We start from the raw sequence: 17,884 nt of genomic DNA, 5'->3' as shown, positions 1-17,884 counted from the left end.
TTAGCGCTTCTTTTTGGCCTTGAGCAGGGCGGCACCGAGCGCGCCCACCTGCCCCTGTTGATCGTCCTGACGGCCCCCGCCGCTCTTCCGGGAAGGCTTCTGCCCATCGGTTTTCTGGCTCGCGGCTCTCTGAGTCCCGCTTGTCTGGGCGCTGGATCTCTCGCCCCCGGGCTGGCGACGCTCGCCACCGCGGCGGAGGTTATCGCCCTCCTCGTCCGGCTGGTCGTCCAGGCGCATGGAGAGGCCGATGCGGGCGCGGGGGAGATCGACGCTCATCACCTTGACCTTGACGATGTCGCCGGCCTTGACCACCGAGCGCGGGTCCTCGATGAACCTGTCGGAGAGCACCGAGATATGCACCAGGCCGTCCTGATGGACGCCAATATCGACGAACGCGCCGAAGTGGGTGACGTTGGTGACGCTGCCCTCGAGCACCATGCCGGGCTCCAGGTCCTTGAGGGTCTCGACCCCCTCGCGGAACTCGGCGGCCTTGAACTCGGGCCGCGGGTCACGGCCGGGCTTGTCCAACTCGGCGAGGATATCGGTCACCGTGGGCACACCGAAGCGCTCGTCGGCAAAGTCGGCGGGCTTCACGGCCTTCAGCGTCGCGCTGTCGCCGATCAGGCTGCCGAGGTCTCGGCCGCTCTGCCTGGCGATGCGCTCCACCAGCGGATAGGCCTCCGGGTGCACGGCGCTGGCATCCAGCGGGTTCTCGCCGTTCATGATGCGCAAGAAACCGGCGCACTGCTCGAAGGTCTTGGGCCCCAGGCGGCTGACGTCGAGCAGCTCACGGCGGCTGGAGAAGGCGCCTTGCGCGTTGCGTCGGGCGACGACCGCCTCGGCCAGGGCCGGCGAGAGTCCCGCCACCCGGGAGAGCAGCGCGCTGGAGGCGGTGTTGAGGTCGACCCCCACACCGTTCACGCAGTCCTCGATCACCGCCTCGAGGCTTCTCGACAGCTGCAGTTGGGAAACGTCGTGCTGGTACTGGCCCACGCCGATGGACTTGGGCTCGATCTTGACCAGCTCGGCCAGCGGATCCTGCAGGCGGCGGGCGATGGAGACCGCGCCGCGGATGGTGACATCGAGATCCGGCAGTTCACGGGAGGCGTACTCCGAGGCGGAGTAGACAGAGGCGCCTGCCTCGCTGACCATCACCTTGGAAAGCGCACGCTTGCCGGCCCCGGACCTTGAAGAGAATGCCTTGACCAGGTCACCGGCCAGGCGGTCGGTCTCACGGCTGGCGGTGCCGTTGCCCACGGCGATCAGCGCCACGTCGTGCTTCTCGACCAGCCGAGCCAGCTCGGCCAGGGACGCCTCCCAGGCGTTGCGCGGCGCATGGGGATAGATGGTGGCGTCCTCGAGGAACTGGCCGGTGGCGTCCACCACGGCGACCTTGCAGCCGGTACGCAGGCCAGGGTCGATGGCCAGGGTCGCCTTCTGCCCCGCCGGCGCGGCCAGCAGCAGGTCCTTGAGGTTGGCGGCGAACACCTCGATGGCGGCAAGCTCGGCGCGCTCGCGCAGTCGGCCCATCAGCTCGGTCTCGAGATGGGTGTAGAGCTTGACCCGCCAGGTCCAGCGCACCACGTCGCGCAGCCACTTGTCGGCGGCGCGCCCCTCGTCGCGGCTCCCGTTGAAAATATCGAAGTGGCGGGCGATGGCCACTTGGGCGGGATGGATGGGCGCCTCGTCCTCGCCGGGCAGCCTGATGGCAAGTGTCAGCACCCCCTCGTTGCGGCCGCGGAACATGGCCAGGGCCCGGTGGGACGGCGTCCTGGCGAGCTTCTCGTCATGCTCGAAGTAGTCGGAGAACTTGGCGCCCTCCTGCTCCTTGCCGGCAATCAGCCGGGCGCTGAGCTCACCCTCCTGCCACAGCCGCTCGCGCAGCCGGCCCACCAGCTCGGCGTCCTCGGCGAAGCGCTCCATCAGGATCTGGCGGGCGCCGTCCAGGGCCGCTTTCGTGTCCTCGACGGCGGGGATGTCACCTTCTGCCGGGCGAAGGTACTTGGCCGCCTCGGTGTCCGGATCCAGGGTCGGGTCGGCCAGCAGCGCATCGGCCAGGGGCTCGAGGCCCGCTTCGCGTGCGATCTGAGCCTTGGTGCGACGCTTCTTCTTGTAGGGCAGGTAGAGGTCTTCCAGGCGCTGCTTGGTGTCGGCGGCCTGGATCAGCCCCGCAAGCTCCGCGGTCAGCTTGCCTTGCTCGTCGACGGCGGACAGCACCGCGGCGCGGCGCTCCTCCAGCTCCCGCAGATAGCCGAGCCGCTCATGAAGGTTGCGCAGCTGGATGTCGTCGAGCCCGCCGGTCACCTCCTTGCGATAGCGGGCGATGAAGGGCACCGTCGCCCCACCGTCGAGCAGCTCCACCGTGGCCGAGACCTGCTGCGGGCGAACGGAAAGCTCCTCGGCGAGGCGCGTGATGATGCGGCTGGTGGCGTCCATGTAACCCCTTCGCTGATGCTCGAAAATCGATCGCGACAAGGTATCACAAGCGCTCCGCCTGCGGCAGGCTTGACGTCCGTGTAAAGCAACAGCCCCGCGGCCGGGGCACGCGGGGCTGTGTTGCAGGGGTAGCGAGACTTGCTAGCGCCGCCGAGTGATCAGGTCAGACTGGGGCCTGCCTTGACGATCGTTTCGTTGACGCCGTCGAACTTCTTGAAGTTGTCGACGAACTGCGCGGCCAGGTCCTGACGCTTGCGGTCGTAGGCGGCCTTGTCTTCCCAGGTTTCGCGCGGGTCGAGCAGGCTGGAGTCGACGCCCGGCACCGCCACCGGCACCTCCAGGTTGAGCCCGTCGATGTGCCGGGTCTCGACCTCGCGCAGCACGCCGGTCTGGATGGCGCTGATGATGGCTCGGGTGGTGGGGATGGAGAAACGTGAGCCGCCCTCACCGTAGGAGCCGCCGGTCCAGCCGGTGTTGACCAGGTAGACCTGGGCGTCCTTCTCGTCCACGCGCTTGATCAGCAGATCCGCGTATTCCCGAGCCGGACGCGGGAAGAAGGGGGCGCCGAAACAGGTGGAGAAGGTGGTGGAGAGACCTTCGGCGGAGCCCATCTCGGTGGAGCCCACCTTGGCGGTATAACCGGAGAGGAAGTGATAGGCCGCGGCTTCCTTGGAGAGCACCGAGACCGGGGGCAGCACGCCGCTCATGTCACAGGTCAGGAAGACGATGGCATTGGGCTCACCGGCGCGGTTCTCGGGCACACGCTTCTCGACGTGCTCCAGCGGGTAGGCGGCGCGGGAGTTCTGGGTCAGGCTGTCGTCGGCGTAGTCCGGCTCACGGCGGTCGTCGAGAACCACGTTCTCCAGCACGGTGCCGAACTTGATGGCGTTCCAGATGACCGGCTCGTTCTTCTCGGAGAGATCGATGCACTTGGCGTAGCAGCCGCCCTCGATGTTGAAGACGGTGCCCGGGCCCCAGGAGTGCTCGTCGTCACCGATCAGATAGCGGGCCGTATCGGCGGAGAGGGTGGTCTTGCCGGTGCCGGAGAGGCCGAAGAAAAGGCAGGTCTCGCCGTCCTCGCCGACGTTGGCGGAGCAGTGCATCGGCAACACGTCAAAGGCCGGCAGCAGGAAGTTCTGCACGGAGAACATGGCCTTCTTCATCTCGCCGGCGTAGCGCATCCCGGCGATCAGCACCTTCTTCTGGGCGAAGTTGATGATCACGGCGCCGTCGGAGTGGGTGCCGTCGCGGGACGGCTGACACTCGAAGCCGGCGGCGTTGATGATGGTCCACTCCTCCTTGGCGGAAGGGTTGTAGGCCGCCGGGCGCACGAACAAGGTGCGGCCGAACAGGTTCTGCCATGCGGTCTCGGTCTGCACCCGCACCGGCAGGTAGTAGGTCGGATCGCTGCCCACGTGGAGCTCCGACACGTAGTGCTCGCGACCCAGCAGGTAGTCTTCGACGCGGGCCCAGAGGGCATCGAACTTTTCGACGTCGAAGGGACGGTTCACGCTGCCCCAGTCGATCTGCGCGCTGGTGGAGGGCTCATCGACAAGGAAACGGTCCTTGGGCGAGCGCCCGGTGCGCACACCGGTATTCACCACCAGGGCGCCATTGGCGGCCAGGCGGCCCTCGCCGGTGGCCACTGCACGCTCGATCAGTTCGGCGCTGCTGAGGTTGACGTGGGCTTTGGGAGCTTGGGGTGTGGTCATGTCGGTTCCTGGGCCTTGCGGCCGATTCTCTCGTGTGCCGGGCGTCGGGTGGCGACGCAGCGGGTACCTGCCATCGATCGCCGCTGCGGATATCCCGTCTGGAGGCGAAGCGATCGAGCCGAAAAAGCGGCACCATTATGGCAAAAAGTGCCACCGCGGGGAACGCCGTTTTTGGGCGAAATTCATGTAGTTTTTCTACAACATCACGCCATTTGACTACAGAATTCATTGTGCATCGCAGCAGCGTCAGTGGACCACGGGGGGCGATGAATCGCCCTGGGCCAGCAACGCCTCGACCTCGACCTCGTCGAAGTGATAGCGGGTGTGGCAGAAATGGCACTGGGTATCGATGCTGCCGTGCTCGGCCAGCACCTCGCGCAATTCCACCTGGCCAAGGGTCAGCAGGGCCGAGGCGATACGCTCCCGGGAGCAGGTGCAGCCGAAGCGCAGCGGCTTGGGGTCGAAGATCCGCACCGTCTCCTCGTGGTAGAGGCGGTGCAGCAGCATCTCGGGGCCGAGGGTCAACAGTTCCTCGTCCTTGACCGTATCGGCCAGCAGCACGCAGCGATCCCAGGCGTCCTGGTCCTGGTTCTGCGACTCGTCTGGCATGCGCTGCAGCAGCAGGCCGCCGGCACGGTGGCCATCCGCGGCCAGCCACAGGTGGGTGGGCAGCTGCTCCGACTGGACGAAGTAGGCGGCCAGGCAGCCGGCCAGGCTGTCGTGATCCAGGGCGACGATGCCCTGGTAGCGGTGCCCCTCGCGGGGGTCCAGGGTGATCATGATCTGGCCCTCGCCCAGCAGCTCGAGGAAGCCCGCGTCATCGGCCGGCGTCGGCGCGTCCTCGGTCAGGCGAGCGATGGCGCGCAGCTCGCCGCCGGGGTTCGATTCGGCCATCAGCAGGGCCAGGGCGCCCTTGCCGCGCACCTCGATGCTCAGGGTGCCATCGAGCTTGACGGTGTCGGTGAGCAACGCCACGGCGGCGAGCAGCTCACCCAGCAGACGGTTGACCACCGGCGGGTAGGCGTGGCGGTCGAGCACCTCGGCGTAGGCCCGCTCGAGGGTGACGAGCTCGCCGCGGACGTTGGTGTTATCAAAGAGGAAACGCTGGATCTGGTCGGTCATCTTGACTCTCTGGCTAGTCGTCGGGCTGCTGACGCTGGAAACGCTGGATGTCCCGGCGCTGCTTCTTGTCGGGGCGCTTGAGCGGGTGCTGCATGGCCTGGTTGGTGAGACGCCGCGCCTCGGCCTCGCGTTCGCGACGCACCGCGCTCTCCTCGGTCTCGCGATAGAGGGCGCGGGCCTCGGGGGCGCCGCGGCGCTGGTCACTGAGCGCAACGACCTCGACCTCCATGAGGTCCCAGCCCTGGGGCACGCGCACCAGGGCCCCCAGCTCGACGCTCCTGCTGGTCTTGGCCCGGGCGCCGTTGTAGTGCACCTTGCCGCCTTCGATGGCCTTCTTGGCCAGGCCTCGGGTCTTGAAGAAGCGCGCCGCCCACAGCCACTTGTCGAGCCGCACGCTATCCATGAGCCTCCTCCTCCGGCGCGTTGTCGCCCTTCGTGGCCCGCAGGCCGGGAGGGCGATGGCCGGGCAGGATGGCGGCGAAGCGATCCAGGGCGACGAACTCCTCGAGCTCCTTCTCAGGCCGAGTGCTGTCGGGCTGCTTGATGCCGAGCAGGTGGCGGATACCGAACTCCCGGGCGCTCGCCAGCACCCTGGGGTTGTCATCGATGAACAGGGTGCGGGCCGGGTCGAAGGGCTCGACCCGTTGCAGGGCGGGCCAGAAGGCCTGCTCCTCCTTGGGCACGCCCAGATCTGCCGAGGAGACGATGGCGTCCAGGTACTCTTCCAGGCCGGTGAGCGGCAGCTTCAGTTCGAGGCTGGCGCGGTCGGCATTGGTGGCCAGCACCACCCGGGGGTGGGCCAGCTTGAGCCACTTGAGGAAGTCCAGGGCGTCGCTTCTCAGGCCGATCAGGTGCTGGATCTCGCGCTTGAGCGCCACGATGTCGAGGTCCAGCTCGCGGCTCCAGTAGGCCAGGCTGTACCAGTTGAGGGTGCCCTGCTCGTGAAGCACCTTGGAGCGCACCACCTCCTGGGTGGCCTCGTCGAGCTGGTGCAGCTCCACGTAGCGCCTGGGCAGGTGCTCCAGCCAGAAGTGGCTGTCGAAATGCAGGTCCAGCAGGGTACCGTCCATGTCGAGCAGGACGGTATCGATGGCACGCCAGTCGATCATCGCGACTCCCGGGTGGTAGCTGGCAAGGAATGCTATTGTATCAGGCGCCCTCCCCTCCCAGAAACGGAGCCTCCATGTCTGACGCCCCCAGGTCCCGGGCCCCCGCGCCCAACGCTCCCGGATCAGAGCCACAGTGGCCGCAGAAACCCCGGGTCCTCGCCCGCCAGACGGTGGCCAGGAGCCGCCTCTTCCACGTCGAATCCCTGGATCTGCGCTTCTCCAATGGCGAGGAGCGTACCTTCGAGCGGCTCACCGGCAGCGACCAGGGCGCGGTGATGATCGTCGCCATGCCCGACCCCGAGCATGTGCTGCTGATCCGCGAGTACGCCGCCGGCTTCGAGGACTATGTGCTGACCCTGCCCAAGGGGCTGGTGGACCCGGGCGAGGATATCGTCACCGCCGCCAATCGAGAGCTGATGGAAGAGTGCGGCTTCGGCGCGCGCAGCATCGAGCCGCTGGTGGAGCTGTCGCTGGCGCCCAACTACATGCGCCATCGCATGCAGGTGCTGCTGGCCAAGGACCTCTACCCGAAGCGGCTGCCCGGCGACGAGCCCGAGCCGCTGATCGTCGAGACCCACCCGATCGACGAGCTGACCGCACTGCTCGCCCGAGACGACTTTCATGAGGCCAGGGCCATCGCTGCCCTCTACATCGCCCGAGATCGGCTGCGCGCCGAGGCCAGCCAGGATTCGCTCTGGTAGTCAGCGTCCTGCGGCGTGCAGCCGGCGCCTCAGGTCGTTGCCCTCCTTGAGGCGCAGCCAGCGCCCCTGGCGATAGCTGTCCAGGCCGGATTCGAGCAGGGTCATGACGTCCATGGCCTCATCGAGGGTCACCGGCGGTGCCGCTCCGTGCAGCAGGGCCTCGGCGAGGCCCGCATAGTAGGCGGGCCAGTCGCCCGGCAGGTTGGGATACTCCCGACTCTCGACTGATTCACCATCGCCTTCGGCCGGGGTCAAACGCCCCATCACGGGATCGGCCCCCCAGCCGGGTGACGGAATACGCCCCGCCTTGAGCCACGCCTCCTGAGGGTCCAGCCCGAACGTCACGTAGCTGCCGCGGGTGCCGTGGACCCTGAAGCGCGGCGTCGGATCGGCCACCAGCGAGCTCGCCTGCAGGGTCACCCGCAGGCCGTCATACTCCAGCAGGCACAGGAAGTCATCATCCACTTCGGCGCCGTCACGCACCGTAGCCAACTCCAGCAGGATCGCCCGAGGCATGCCGAACAGGGCTCGCACCTGATCGAGCAGGGGCGGCCCCAGGTCGAACCAGATCCCTCCGCCCGGCTGATGGTGGTCCCGCCAGCGGTCGGTGACCGTGGGTCGAAAGCGGTCGAGGCGCGATTCCAGCGCCGCCACCCGCCCCAGGGTCCCGGCCTCCAGCAGTGCCTGCAAGGTCAGGAAGTCGCTGTCCCAGCGGCGATTGTGGAAGACGCTGACTAGCCGCTCGGCGCCTTCTGCCTGGGTACGCAGCAGCCGCGCCTCGGAGAGCGATACCGTGAAGGGCTGGTCGATGACCAGGTGCTTGCCCGCCGCCAGCGCCGCCTTGGCCAGCGGGTAGTGGGTCTCGTTGGGGGTGGCGATCACTACCAGGTCGATATCCCGCCGAGCAAGCAGCGCCGGGGCCTTGGCCAGCACCTCCACATCGGGCAGGTCGGCGTGAACCCTGTCGACCTCACTGCTGACCACGGCGGTCAGCTGCATGCCGGGGGTGGCCTGGATCAGGGGAGCATGAAGGAACTGGCCCGCCATGCCGTAGCCGATCAGGCCGACGCTAAGGGTGTGGGTCTTCATGATGAGGCTTCCCTGCTGAAATGGACGCCCCGGCGCAGGGCCGGGGCAGGAGCGGCTCAGTCAAGCTTGGAGAGGTCTCGCACCGCGCCCTTGTCGGCGGAGGTGGCCAGCATGGCGTAGGCCTTGAGCGCCGCCGATACCTTGCGGTCGCGCGGGGTGTCAGGCTTCCAGGCCTCTGCGCCCTTCGCCTCCATGGCCTCGCGGCGGGCGGCCAGCTCGGCGTCGGTCAACTTGACGTTTATCGCCCGGTTGGGGATGTCGATCTGGATGGTGTCGCCCTGCTCCACCAGGCCGATGGCGCCGCCGGCGGCGGCTTCCGGCGAGACATGGCCAATGGAGAGCCCCGAGGTGCCGCCGGAGAAGCGCCCGTCGGTGAGCAGCGCACACGCCTTGCCGAGTCCCCGGGACTTCAGGTAGGAGGTCGGGTAGAGCATCTCCTGCATGCCCGGGCCTCCCTTTGGCCCCTCGTAGCGGATCACCACCACGTCGCCCTCCTTCACCTTGCCGTCGAGGATGTCCGCCACGGCCTGGTCCTGGGACTCGACCACGTGGGCCGAGCCCTCGAAGACCAGGATGGAGTCATCGACACCGGCGGTCTTCACCACGCAGCCGTCCAGGGCGATGTTGCCGGAGAGCACGGCGAGCCCGCCCTGCTGCGAGAAGGCATGCTCCAGGTCGCGGATGCAGCCGGTGGCACGGTCACCGTCGAGGCTCGGCCAGCGCACACTCTGGGAGAAGGCCACCTGGGTGGGCACTCCGCCGGGGCCGGCCTTGAAGAACTCCACCACCTCGGCGCTGGGGCTGCGCATGATGTCCCACTCCTCCAGTGCTGACTTGAGGGAGTCGCCGTAGACGGTGGGCACCGAGGTATCCAGCACTCCGGCGCGGTCGAGCTCGCCGAGGATCGCCATGATGCCACCGGCACGGTGCACGTCCTCGATGTGGTACTTCTGGGTGTTGGGCGCCACCTTGCACAGCTGAGGCACTTCCCGCGACAGGCGGTCGATATCGGACATGGTGAAGTCGACCTCGGCCTCCTGGGCCGCGGCCAGCAGGTGCAGGATGGTGTTGGTGGAGCCGCCCATGGCGATATCGAGGGTCATCGCATTGCGAAAGGCCGCCTTCGAACCGATGGCGCGGGGCAGCAGCTGGCTCTCGTCGCCTTCGTAGACGCGCTTGGCCAGCTCGACGATGCGGTGGCCCGCGGTCTCGAACAGGCGGCGGCGGTCGGCGTGGGTGGCCAGCACGGTGCCGTTGCCGGGCAGCGCCAGTCCCAGCGCCTCGGTCAGGCAATTCATGGAGTTGGCGGTGAACATGCCCGAGCAGCTGCCGCAGGTGGGGCAGGCGCTGCGTTCCACCTCGGCCAGGGTCTCGTCGTCGACGCTGTCGTCGGCGGCCATCACCATGGCGTCCACCAGGTCGAGGCCGTGGTCGAGCAGCTTGGTCTTGCCGGCCTCCATGGGACCGCCGGAGACGAACATCACCGGAATGTTCAGGCGCATGGCGGCGTTGAGCATCCCGGGGGTGATCTTGTCGCAGTTGGAGATGCACACCAGGGCGTCGGCGCAGTGGGCATTGACCATGTACTCGACGCTGTCGGCGATCAGGTCACGGCTCGGCAGCGAATAGAGCATGCCGTCGTGGCCCATGGCGATGCCGTCATCCACGGCGATGGTGTTGAACTCCTTGGCCACGCCGCCGGCCTTCTCGATCTCGCGGGCCACCAGCTGCCCCATGTCCTTCAGGTGCACGTGACCGGGCACGAACTGGGTGAAGGAGTTGGCCACGGCAATGATCGGCTTGTGGAAGTCGTCGTCCTTCATGCCGGTGGCACGCCACAGGGCGCGGGCGCCGGCCATGTTGCGGCCGGCGGTGGTGGTGCGGGAACGATACTCGGGCATGGTGTCCTCTCGTGGTGCGCCGCCCGTGACAGGGCCCGGGCGGTTCTGCTGTTCAGTCAGCCGGGGATTCTGGCATGGCCGACGCGGCCTTGCCACCGGCGCCGGCCAAGCGCATCTCGCTAGCCAAACACCAGTCTGGCCACGTCCTGGTAGCGCCTGGCGAAGTGCACTGTCATGCCCTCCTTGAGGTGGTCGGGCAGCTCATCGTAGTCGCGGCGATTGGCGTCGGGAAGTATCACCTCGAAGATGCCGCTGCGCCGGGCGGCGATCACCTTCTCGCGGATACCGCCCACCGGCAGCACCTGGCCGGTGAGGGTCAGCTCGCCGGTCATGGCCAGCGACCGATCGATGGAGTGGTGCCTGGCCAGCGAGAGCAGCGCCGTGGCCATGGTGACCCCCGCCGAGGGGCCGTCCTTGGGGGTGGCGCCCTCCGGCACGTGCAGGTGCACGAAGGCGGAGTCGAAGAAGTCGGCGTCGGCGCCGTACTCGGCCAGGTGGCCCAGCACATAGCTGTAGGCGATGTTGGCCGACTCCTGCATCACCTCGCCGAGCTTGCCGGTGAGCTTGAAGCCGCGGGTAAGCGAGTGCACCTTGCCCGCCTCGATGGGCAGGGTGGCGCCGCCCATAGAGGTCCAGGCCAGGCCGGTGACCACCCCCTCCCCCTTGAGCACCTGCTCCTTGCGGAAGATGGGCGCGCCGAGGAAGGTCTCGAGGTTCTTCACCGAGACCTTCACCGACTGCTGATCGTTCTCCAGCAGTCTCACCGCCGCCTTGCGCACGATGCGGTGCAGCTGCTTCTCGAGCTGACGCACCCCGGCCTCCCGGGCATAGCCCTCGACCACCTGACGCAGGGCCGCCTCGGTGAGGTTGATGCGCTTCTTCGGGATGTTGGCGCGCTTGAGCAACTTGGGCCACAGGTGGTTGCGGGCGATGGCCAGCTTCTCCTCGGCGATGTAGCCGGAGAGGCGGATCTGCTCCATGCGATCGAGCAGCGGCCCCGGGATCGAATCCAGGGTATTGGCGGTGCACACAAAGAGCACCCGGGAGAGGTCCAGGCGCACGTCCAGGTAGTGGTCGAGGAAGTCGACGTTCTGCTCCGGGTCGAGCACCTCGAGCAGCGCCGAGCCGGGGTCGCCCTGGAAGGACTGGCCCATCTTGTCGATCTCGTCGAGCATGATCACCGGGTTCTCGACCTCGACCTCCTTGAGCGCCTGGGCAAGCTTGCCGGGCATGGCGCCGATGTAGGTGCGCCGATGGCCCTTGATCTCCGCCTCGTCGCGCATGCCGCCCACCGAGAAGCGGTAGAACTCGCGCCCCAGCGTCTCGGCGATGGAACGGCCCACCGAGGTCTTGCCGACCCCGGGCGGGCCCACCAGCAGCAGGATGGAGCCGCCCACGTCGCCCTTGAAGGTGCCCTCGGCGAGGAACTCGACGATGCGCTCCTTCACGTCGGCCAGGCCGTCGTGGTCGCGGTCGAGCACCTCTCGGGCGTGGGTCAGGTCGAGCTGGTCCTGGCTGTGCACGCCCCAGGGCATGCTGGTCAACCAGTCCAGGTAGTTGCGGGTGGTGCCGTACTCCGGCGAACCGGTCTCCAGCACCGAGAGCTTGTCGAGCTCCTCCTCGATGCGGGTCAGCACCTTGGGCGGCACGACGAGGCTCTCCAGGCGGTCGCGGAAGGTGTCGACGTCATTCTCGCGGTCGTCCTTGGAGATGCCCAGCTCACGCTGAATCACCTTGAGCTGCTCGCGCAGGAAGAACTCCCGCTGGCGCTCCTGCATCTGGGCGTTGACCTGGTCGCTGATCTCGCTCTGGAGCTGGGCGACCTCGATCTCCTTGCGCAGCAGCGGTAGCACCTTCTGCATGCGGGCAAGCACCGGCAGGGTGGCCAGCACGTCCTGCAGCTCGCGCCCCTTGGCGGAGGTGATGGCGGCGGCGAAGTCGGTGAGCGGGCTCGGCTCGTGGGGGCTGAAGCGGTTGAGGTAGTGCTTGAGCTCCTCGCCATAGAGGGGGTTGATCGGCAGCAGCTCCTTGATGCCGTTGATCAGCGCCATGGCATAGGCGCGGGCCTCGTCGGCCTCGGCGTCCACCGGCTCGCGGGGGTAGCTCACCTCCACCAGATAGGGCGGCTCCTTGGAGAGCCAGCGCTGGATACGAAAGCGCTGCAGGCCCTGGGCGATGAACTGCAGCTGCCCCTCCTCGCCCTGCAGCTTGTGCATCTTCACCGCAGTGCCTATCTCGGGGAAGTCGTCGTGGGCCAGCCCCTCCACGGCGGCCTCGCCGACGAAGGCCAGCCCCACGGTGTGGTGCGCCGTCTTGGCGACGCGCTGTATCGTCTCTTCCCAGCGCTCGCGGTTGATCACCAGCGGCTGCACCTGAGCCGGGAAGAAGGGGCGATTGTGGATCGGCAGCAGGTAGATACGTTCGGGAAGGGCGTCACGGGCCGGCACCATGGCGCGCTGGCTCTCGCCGGGCTGGCGATCACCGTGCGGGTCATCGAGGCCGAAGAGCTCGTCCTCGTCCTGGGAGTCGTGCAGCCACTCCGGCGTGTCCGGGTCGTGGTGGCGATCCTGCTCGTCGCTCATGGTTATCGTCCTGATCCGATGATGGCTCGTGCCGTTGGCTCAGGAATGCGGGCGAACGGCCGCCACTTCAAGTCATCGGGGAGATATCAGCGCCAGAGAGGCGGCATCGGCCGACCGTTGACCCTGAGCCTGCCGCGGATCACGTCGATCTCCAGGTCCTTGGTGCCCAGCGGCAGGCCCAGCCACAGGGCCACCACCGCCGGCACCTCATGCCAGGTGAAGTCGCCGTCCAGCCGCGACAGCCAACGTGCCTGCTCGGCCTCGTCGTCGAGACGCACCAGGCTTAGCTCGTCGAGGCGACGCGGGTCGAAGAACAGCGACCCGTCGGCGCGGGCGGCAAGCCCCAGCATCGGGCTTTCCAGGGCCACCTCGGTCAGGTCCAGGCGCGGCGAATCGATCAGGGTCGCCAGCAGTTCCGGCTCCAGGCGGGCGAGCAGCTCCCGGGGGGAGAGCTCTCGAGCCTGGGCCGCCTCCCGGCGCAGCCCGGCCAGCGCCTCGCGCAGCGCGTCGGCATTGATCCGCGACACCTCCATGGCCACCCGCCCACTCAACAGCACCTGTTCCGCCGCCAGCACCTCGCCAAGGGTCAGCTCGCTGTCGATTCTCAACTCGCTGTCATCGAGCTGCATGCGGCTGCGGTAGAGCAGCTCATGAGCCTCGAGTTCCAGGCCGGGCTGCTGCCAGGTCAGCTGGTCGATATGCAGCAGGTCCAGCTGGGTGAAGTGGTGGGCGCCGGCGGTATAGGCGTAGCGACTCTCCAGGGAGACCGGCCCGGACTCCAGCATGGCCGTGCCGTCGGTCAGCCGCCAGGGCTGCAGCCGAGCGCGCAGCCGCCAGTCGCCCTGCTGCCCCCCGAAGCCGAGCTGGCCGCCGCGAAAGTCGAGCTCGCGGGGGCCCTGGCTGATGAGGAAAGGGGCCAGCTGAATGCTGCCCTCCAGGGTGCCGCCCAGGGTCTGGTAGCGGGCATGCCAGCGCGGGGGGCTCGACGGCAGCCAGTCGCCGAACAGGCGCAGCTGGCGGGTGCCGGTGAAGGGGCGCGCGTCGCCCTCGATGCGGGTACTGAAGACGCCATGGCGAGCCGCGTAGGAGAGCTCGAGCCGCCAGCCGTCGCCCAGCACCGGGGAGACCTGCACGACCCCCGAAGAGCCCAGCCAGCCCCGCTCCACCTCGCTGCGTTCCATCACCATCTCGCCGCGGGCCTCCAGATCGACCAGGGCACGGACCAGCTCCCGCTCGAAGAGCCAGGAGGCGAGGTACTGAGCCACCGCCCAGGCCACGGCCAACGCCACCACCACGGGGACGATCAGTCGTTCCTTGCGCATGGCACCCCCTTCCCTGCTCGGCGTCGTCCGGGCGGGCGAGCCGCAACGCCCAGGCCGCTCAGTGTAACCAGAACCAGATGTGCATGATGCTCCAGGCGTAGATGCCCGCCATCACGTCGTCGATCATGATGCCGAAGCCACCCGCCACCCGGCGGTCCGCCCAGCGAATCGGCCAGGGCTTGATGACATCGAAAATGCGGAAGAGCACGAACCCCCACAGCGCCGCCTCCCAGGAGAAGGGCACCGCGGCCATGGTGATCCAGTAGCCCACGAACTCGTCCCAGACGATGCCGGAATGGTCATGGACGCCGAGGTCATGGGAGGTCTTCTCGCACAGCCAGACCCCCCAGACGAAGGCCACGAACACCACCGACAGGTACCAGCCCAAGGGCAGCTCGGAGAGCAGCCAGTAGAAGGGAATGGCGGCCAGGGTGCCGAAGGTCCCCGGGGCCCAGGGCGATGCCCCGCTGCCCAGGCCGAAGGCCAGGAAGTGGGTCGGGCGATGCCAGACGCTGGCAGGTGCGTTTTTCTTTTTCATGGGCTCTCCCCCGGTGATGACCGACCATGGAAGTGCTGCCAGCCGCCTTCCCACTGGTCCTCCACACCTCGCAGACCGGGCTCGGTTTCGAGGCGGCCGATGACGGTGAGCGGCAGGCCCAGGGCGGCGAGTCGCGCGCGGGCCTCGTCGATGCATTCCCCGGGAAGGGCCAACAGCAACTCGTAGTCGTCGCCGCCGGTCAGCGCCGCCTGGCGGGCCTCCTCCTCGCCAAGCGCCTCGATGAGCCCTTCCGCCAGGGGCAGCGCCTCGGGGACAAGGGAAGCACCCAGGCCTGTACGCTCCAGGAGATGGCCCAGGTCGGCCAGCAGGCCGTCGGAGACATCGATGGCCGCGGTAGCCAGCCCCACCAGCGCCTCGCCGGCCGCCAGGCGCGGCTGGGGTCGCAGGTAGCGGACCAGCAGCGGATGGGACGGGTCGCGTTCGCCGCGCTCCCAGAGCGCCAGGCCGCCGCCCCCGCCGCCCAGCGCGCCGGTCACCGCGACCAGATCGCCCGGGCGCCCGCCATGACGGGTCAGCGCCGCCCCGGGCGCCACCTCTCCCATCACCGTGACGCCGATGGCGGTGGCCCCCCGGGTCACGTCGCCGCCCACCAGGGCGGTGCCGCTGGCCTCGGCGAGCGCGCGAAAGCCCCGCGAGAAGCCGTCGAGCCAGGCCTCGTCGACCTCGGCCAGGGTCAGCGCCATCAGGCACCAGCGGGCACGGGCGCCCATGGCCGCCAGGTCGCTGAGGCTGACCGCCAGGGCACGATGTCCCACCGCGTCGGCGGGCGCATCCTCGGGGTAGTGAATGCCGGCCACCGAGGTATCGACGCTCACCACCAGCTGCCGCCCCGCCGCGGGGACCAGCAGCGAGCAGTCGTCACCCACCCCCAGCGCCACGCCGGCATCAGGCCCGGGCGGCGGCGGGGTGAAGTAGCGGGCGATCAGCCCGAACTCACCGTGCGGAGATTGACTGGGCACGGTTCCACTGGGCATGGTTTCACTGACCATGGGGAGATCCCCTTCAGCGGCGGCGGGCGGCCACCTCGGAGGCGCGCAGGCGTCCGGCGAGCTTGTCGAGGATACCGTTGACGTATTTGTGGCCATCGGTGCCGCCGAAGGACTTTGCCAGCTCGACGCCCTCGTTGATCACCACCCGGTAGGGCACCTCCAGGCGGCGCGAGAGCTCATAGGCCCCCAGGCGCAGGATGGAGAGTTCGATGAGGTCAAGCTCCTCGAGCTTGCGGTCGAGCAGCGGCGCGATGCTGGCATCCAGGTCGGCCTTGAAGCGCGCCACGTTGTGCAGCAGCTCATGAAACAGCGCCAGGTCGGCGATCTCCATGACCTTGAGCCAGTTCTCGTGGTCCTCGAGGTCATCATCGGCCAGCTGGCTGCGAAACTCCGCCTCTACCGCGCTGATCGACTTGCCGGTCATCTGCCACTGGTAGAGGCCCTGCACCGCCAGCTCCCGAGCGGCACGACGAGAGAGCTGCGCCTTCGAGGGTCCGCGATCACGCTCGCGACTCATGCTTCTTCCCCCTCTTCGTCGTCGCCGAAGCAGCGCAAGAGCGACACCATCTCCATGGCCGCCATGGCCGCCTCGGCACCCTTGTTGCCGGCCTTGGTACCGGAGCGCTCGATGGCCTGCTCGATGGAGTTGACGGTGAGCACGCCGTTGGCGATGGGAGTCTCGAACTCCAGCTGCAGGGTGCCCAGGGCCGCGTTGCAGCCGCCGGCCACGTACTCGAAGTGGGGGGTGCCGCCGCGGATCACCGCGCCTAGCGCGATCACCGCATCGGGGCGTGCCACCCTGAGGACCTTCTTGACCGCCAGCGGCAGCTCCCAGGCACCCGGCACGTGGACGATATCGATGTTCTCACCGGCGACGCCATGGCGCACCAGGCTGTCGACGGCGCCCTCCACCAGGCTGTCGACCACGTGATGATTGAAGCGGCCCACGACGATGACGTAGCGGCCATCCACGTCGATGAAGCTGCCTTCCACTTGAGAAATGGGTTCCATGTCAGTCTTCCTGATGATGCGGGGGCGCGACCCATGGCCGCGCCCGCTCGATGGTCGGGGCGTCGGCGTCAGTCGCCGCGGGTCTCGGAGGGCTCGGCCTCGGCGGCGGGGTATGCGATGTCCTCGGGGCTCAGCCGTTCGACCACTTCCAGGTCGAAGCCGGAGAGGGCCGAGAACTTCCAGGGCGAGCTGAGCAGGCGCATCTTGCCCACGCCCAGGTGGCGCAGGATCTGCGAGCCGGTGCCGATGGTCAGGTAGTTGCCGGCGCCGTCGGAGTCGCTGGTGCGCGGCGCCCGCCGGCGCTCCAGGAAGGTGTCCAGGTAGTCACGCAGGTCCTGCCGCGGGCGGCCGTCGTCGATCAGCACGAAAACACCGCGATCGGCGCGCGCCACCTCGGCGATGGCCCGGTGGGAATTCCACTGGGCGCTTTCCCCCTTCTGCAGGCAGAGCAGGTCCCGCATGGCATCGGCCAGGTGGACGCGCACCGTGGTCGGCGTCTCGGGGCTGGGGCGCCCCTTGACCAGCGCCAGGTGGTGGGCGCCCTGGATGCTGTCGCGGAATACGTGCAGGGTCAGCTCGCCGTGGGCGGTGTGGACCGGCGTGGCTTCCACATGCTGCACGGTCTGCTCGTTATGGATGCGGTAGTGGATCAGGTCGGCGATGGTGCCCATCTTCAGGCCGTGTTCTGCGGCGAACACCTCGAGCTCCGAGCGGCGGGCCATGGTGCCGTCTTCGTTCATGATCTCGCAGATCACGCCGCTGGGGTCGAACCCGGCCAGGGCGGAGAGGTCGCAGGCGGCCTCGGTGTGGCCGGCACGGCGCAGCACGCCGCCAGGCTCGGCCATCAGCGGGAAGATATGCCCCGGCTGGACGATATCCGCGGCGGTGGCATCCCGAGTGACCGCGGCCTGCACGGTGCGCGCACGATCGGCGGCGGAGATGCCGGTGGTCACGCCCTCGGCGGCCTCGATGGAGACGGTAAACTTGGTGGCAAACCCCGACCCGTTGTCGCTGACCATCAGCGGCAGGTTGAGACGTTCGCAGCGCTCGCGGGTCATGGGCAGGCAGATCAGCCCACGGCCGTAGCGCGCCATGAAGTTGATGTGCTCGGCCTGCACCTTCTCGGCGGCCATGATCAGGTCGCCTTCGTTTTCGCGATCCTCATCGTCCATGAGGATCACCATCTTGCCCTGGCGGATGTCCTCGATCAGGTCCTCGATGGGAGCCAGACCGCCGGCAGTTGAGTTCACCATGAGTTCTCCAGAAATTCAGCCTGGCGGGCGTCGGCAGACGGCGACAGCGGTGTCGTCCGCAGGCAGCACCCCGCCTCGAAACGGCGTCAGAGTAACGT

At 68.1% G+C, this 17,884-nt stretch carries 15 protein-coding genes; 1 reads left to right on the top strand and 14 read right to left on the bottom strand.

Going from position 1 to position 17,884, the window contains the following annotated elements:
- The 5 genes from ACR80S_RS02605 to yrfG form a co-directional block, all read right to left on the bottom strand.
- Positions 1 to 2,436, bottom strand: coding sequence for a Tex family protein (locus tag ACR80S_RS02605; RefSeq protein WP_435402505.1), 2,436 nt, complete (start codon positions 2,434 to 2,436; stop codon positions 1 to 3).
- Positions 2,437 to 2,594: 158 nt separating this feature from the next.
- Positions 2,595 to 4,148, bottom strand: coding sequence for a phosphoenolpyruvate carboxykinase (locus tag ACR80S_RS02600; protein ID WP_435402504.1), 1,554 nt, complete (start codon positions 4,146 to 4,148; stop codon positions 2,595 to 2,597).
- A 246-nt stretch (positions 4,149 to 4,394) separates the two neighbouring features.
- A complete protein-coding gene (hslO, locus tag ACR80S_RS02595; protein WP_435402503.1) occupies positions 4,395 to 5,270 on the bottom strand; it encodes an Hsp33 family molecular chaperone HslO in 876 nt (291 codons plus the stop codon).
- A gap of 13 nt (positions 5,271 to 5,283) precedes the next feature.
- Positions 5,284 to 5,673: a ribosome-associated heat shock protein Hsp15 gene (hslR, locus tag ACR80S_RS02590; RefSeq protein WP_379759182.1), complete on the bottom strand. Its 390-nt coding sequence runs from the start codon at positions 5,671 to 5,673 to the stop codon at positions 5,284 to 5,286.
- Positions 5,666 to 6,379: a GMP/IMP nucleotidase gene (gene yrfG / locus ACR80S_RS02585; protein WP_435400745.1), complete on the bottom strand. Its 714-nt coding sequence runs from the start codon at positions 6,377 to 6,379 to the stop codon at positions 5,666 to 5,668. The genes hslR and yrfG overlap by 8 nt, the downstream gene beginning before the upstream one ends.
- A 74-nt stretch (positions 6,380 to 6,453) precedes the next feature.
- Between yrfG and nudE the strand changes: the two genes are divergently transcribed.
- Complete coding sequence (gene nudE, locus ACR80S_RS02580; RefSeq protein WP_435402502.1) at positions 6,454 to 7,080, top strand: ADP compounds hydrolase NudE; 627 nt, start codon at positions 6,454 to 6,456, stop codon at positions 7,078 to 7,080.
- On the opposite strand, the gene ACR80S_RS02575 is transcribed toward nudE, so the two are convergent.
- The 9 genes from ACR80S_RS02575 to ribBA all read right to left on the bottom strand — a co-directional run bounded on the left by ACR80S_RS02575 (position 7,081) and on the right by ribBA (position 17,786).
- A complete protein-coding gene (locus ACR80S_RS02575) occupies positions 7,081 to 8,169 on the bottom strand; it encodes an oxidoreductase (protein ID WP_435400743.1) in 1,089 nt (362 codons plus the stop codon). It lies immediately after the preceding gene.
- Positions 8,170 to 8,225: 56 nt separating this feature from the next.
- Positions 8,226 to 10,070, bottom strand: coding sequence for a dihydroxy-acid dehydratase (gene ilvD, locus ACR80S_RS02570; RefSeq protein ID WP_435402501.1), 1,845 nt, complete (start codon positions 10,068 to 10,070; stop codon positions 8,226 to 8,228).
- Between the two features lie 119 nt (positions 10,071 to 10,189).
- Positions 10,190 to 12,652: an endopeptidase La gene (lon, locus tag ACR80S_RS02565; protein ID WP_435400741.1), complete on the bottom strand. Its 2,463-nt coding sequence runs from the start codon at positions 12,650 to 12,652 to the stop codon at positions 10,190 to 10,192.
- A gap of 86 nt (positions 12,653 to 12,738) precedes the next feature.
- Entirely contained in the window at positions 12,739 to 13,974 is a 1,236-nt protein-coding gene (locus ACR80S_RS02560) for a DUF945 family protein (protein ID WP_435400740.1), read from the bottom strand.
- A gap of 58 nt (positions 13,975 to 14,032) precedes the next feature.
- Positions 14,033 to 14,512, bottom strand: coding sequence for a phosphatidylglycerophosphatase A family protein (locus ACR80S_RS02555; RefSeq protein ID WP_435400739.1), 480 nt, complete (start codon positions 14,510 to 14,512; stop codon positions 14,033 to 14,035).
- Complete coding sequence (gene thiL, locus ACR80S_RS02550; RefSeq protein WP_435402500.1) at positions 14,509 to 15,522, bottom strand: thiamine-phosphate kinase; 1,014 nt, start codon at positions 15,520 to 15,522, stop codon at positions 14,509 to 14,511. The genes ACR80S_RS02555 and thiL overlap by 4 nt, the downstream gene beginning before the upstream one ends.
- Before the next feature lie 13 nt (positions 15,523 to 15,535).
- Positions 15,536 to 16,039 carry a transcription antitermination factor NusB gene (gene nusB, locus ACR80S_RS02545; RefSeq protein ID WP_435400737.1) on the bottom strand — a complete coding sequence of 168 codons (504 nt, stop codon included), beginning with the start codon at positions 16,037 to 16,039 and terminating at the stop codon, positions 15,536 to 15,538.
- Complete coding sequence (gene ribH / locus ACR80S_RS02540; RefSeq protein ID WP_435400736.1) at positions 16,036 to 16,533, bottom strand: 6,7-dimethyl-8-ribityllumazine synthase; 498 nt, start codon at positions 16,531 to 16,533, stop codon at positions 16,036 to 16,038. The genes nusB and ribH overlap by 4 nt, the downstream gene beginning before the upstream one ends.
- A gap of 68 nt (positions 16,534 to 16,601) precedes the next feature.
- Positions 16,602 to 17,786, bottom strand: a complete 1,185-nt coding sequence (ribBA, locus tag ACR80S_RS02535) for a bifunctional 3,4-dihydroxy-2-butanone-4-phosphate synthase/GTP cyclohydrolase II (protein ID WP_435402499.1) — start codon at positions 17,784 to 17,786, stop codon at positions 16,602 to 16,604.
- Between the last annotated feature and the right edge of the window lie 98 nt (positions 17,787 to 17,884).

The organism is Halomonas salsilacus (assembly GCF_051216275.1).
Lineage (GTDB): Bacteria > Pseudomonadota > Gammaproteobacteria > Pseudomonadales > Halomonadaceae > Halomonas.
Note: the sequence above shows the minus strand (reverse complement) of the source record. Positions and strands in the feature narration are given on the sequence as shown.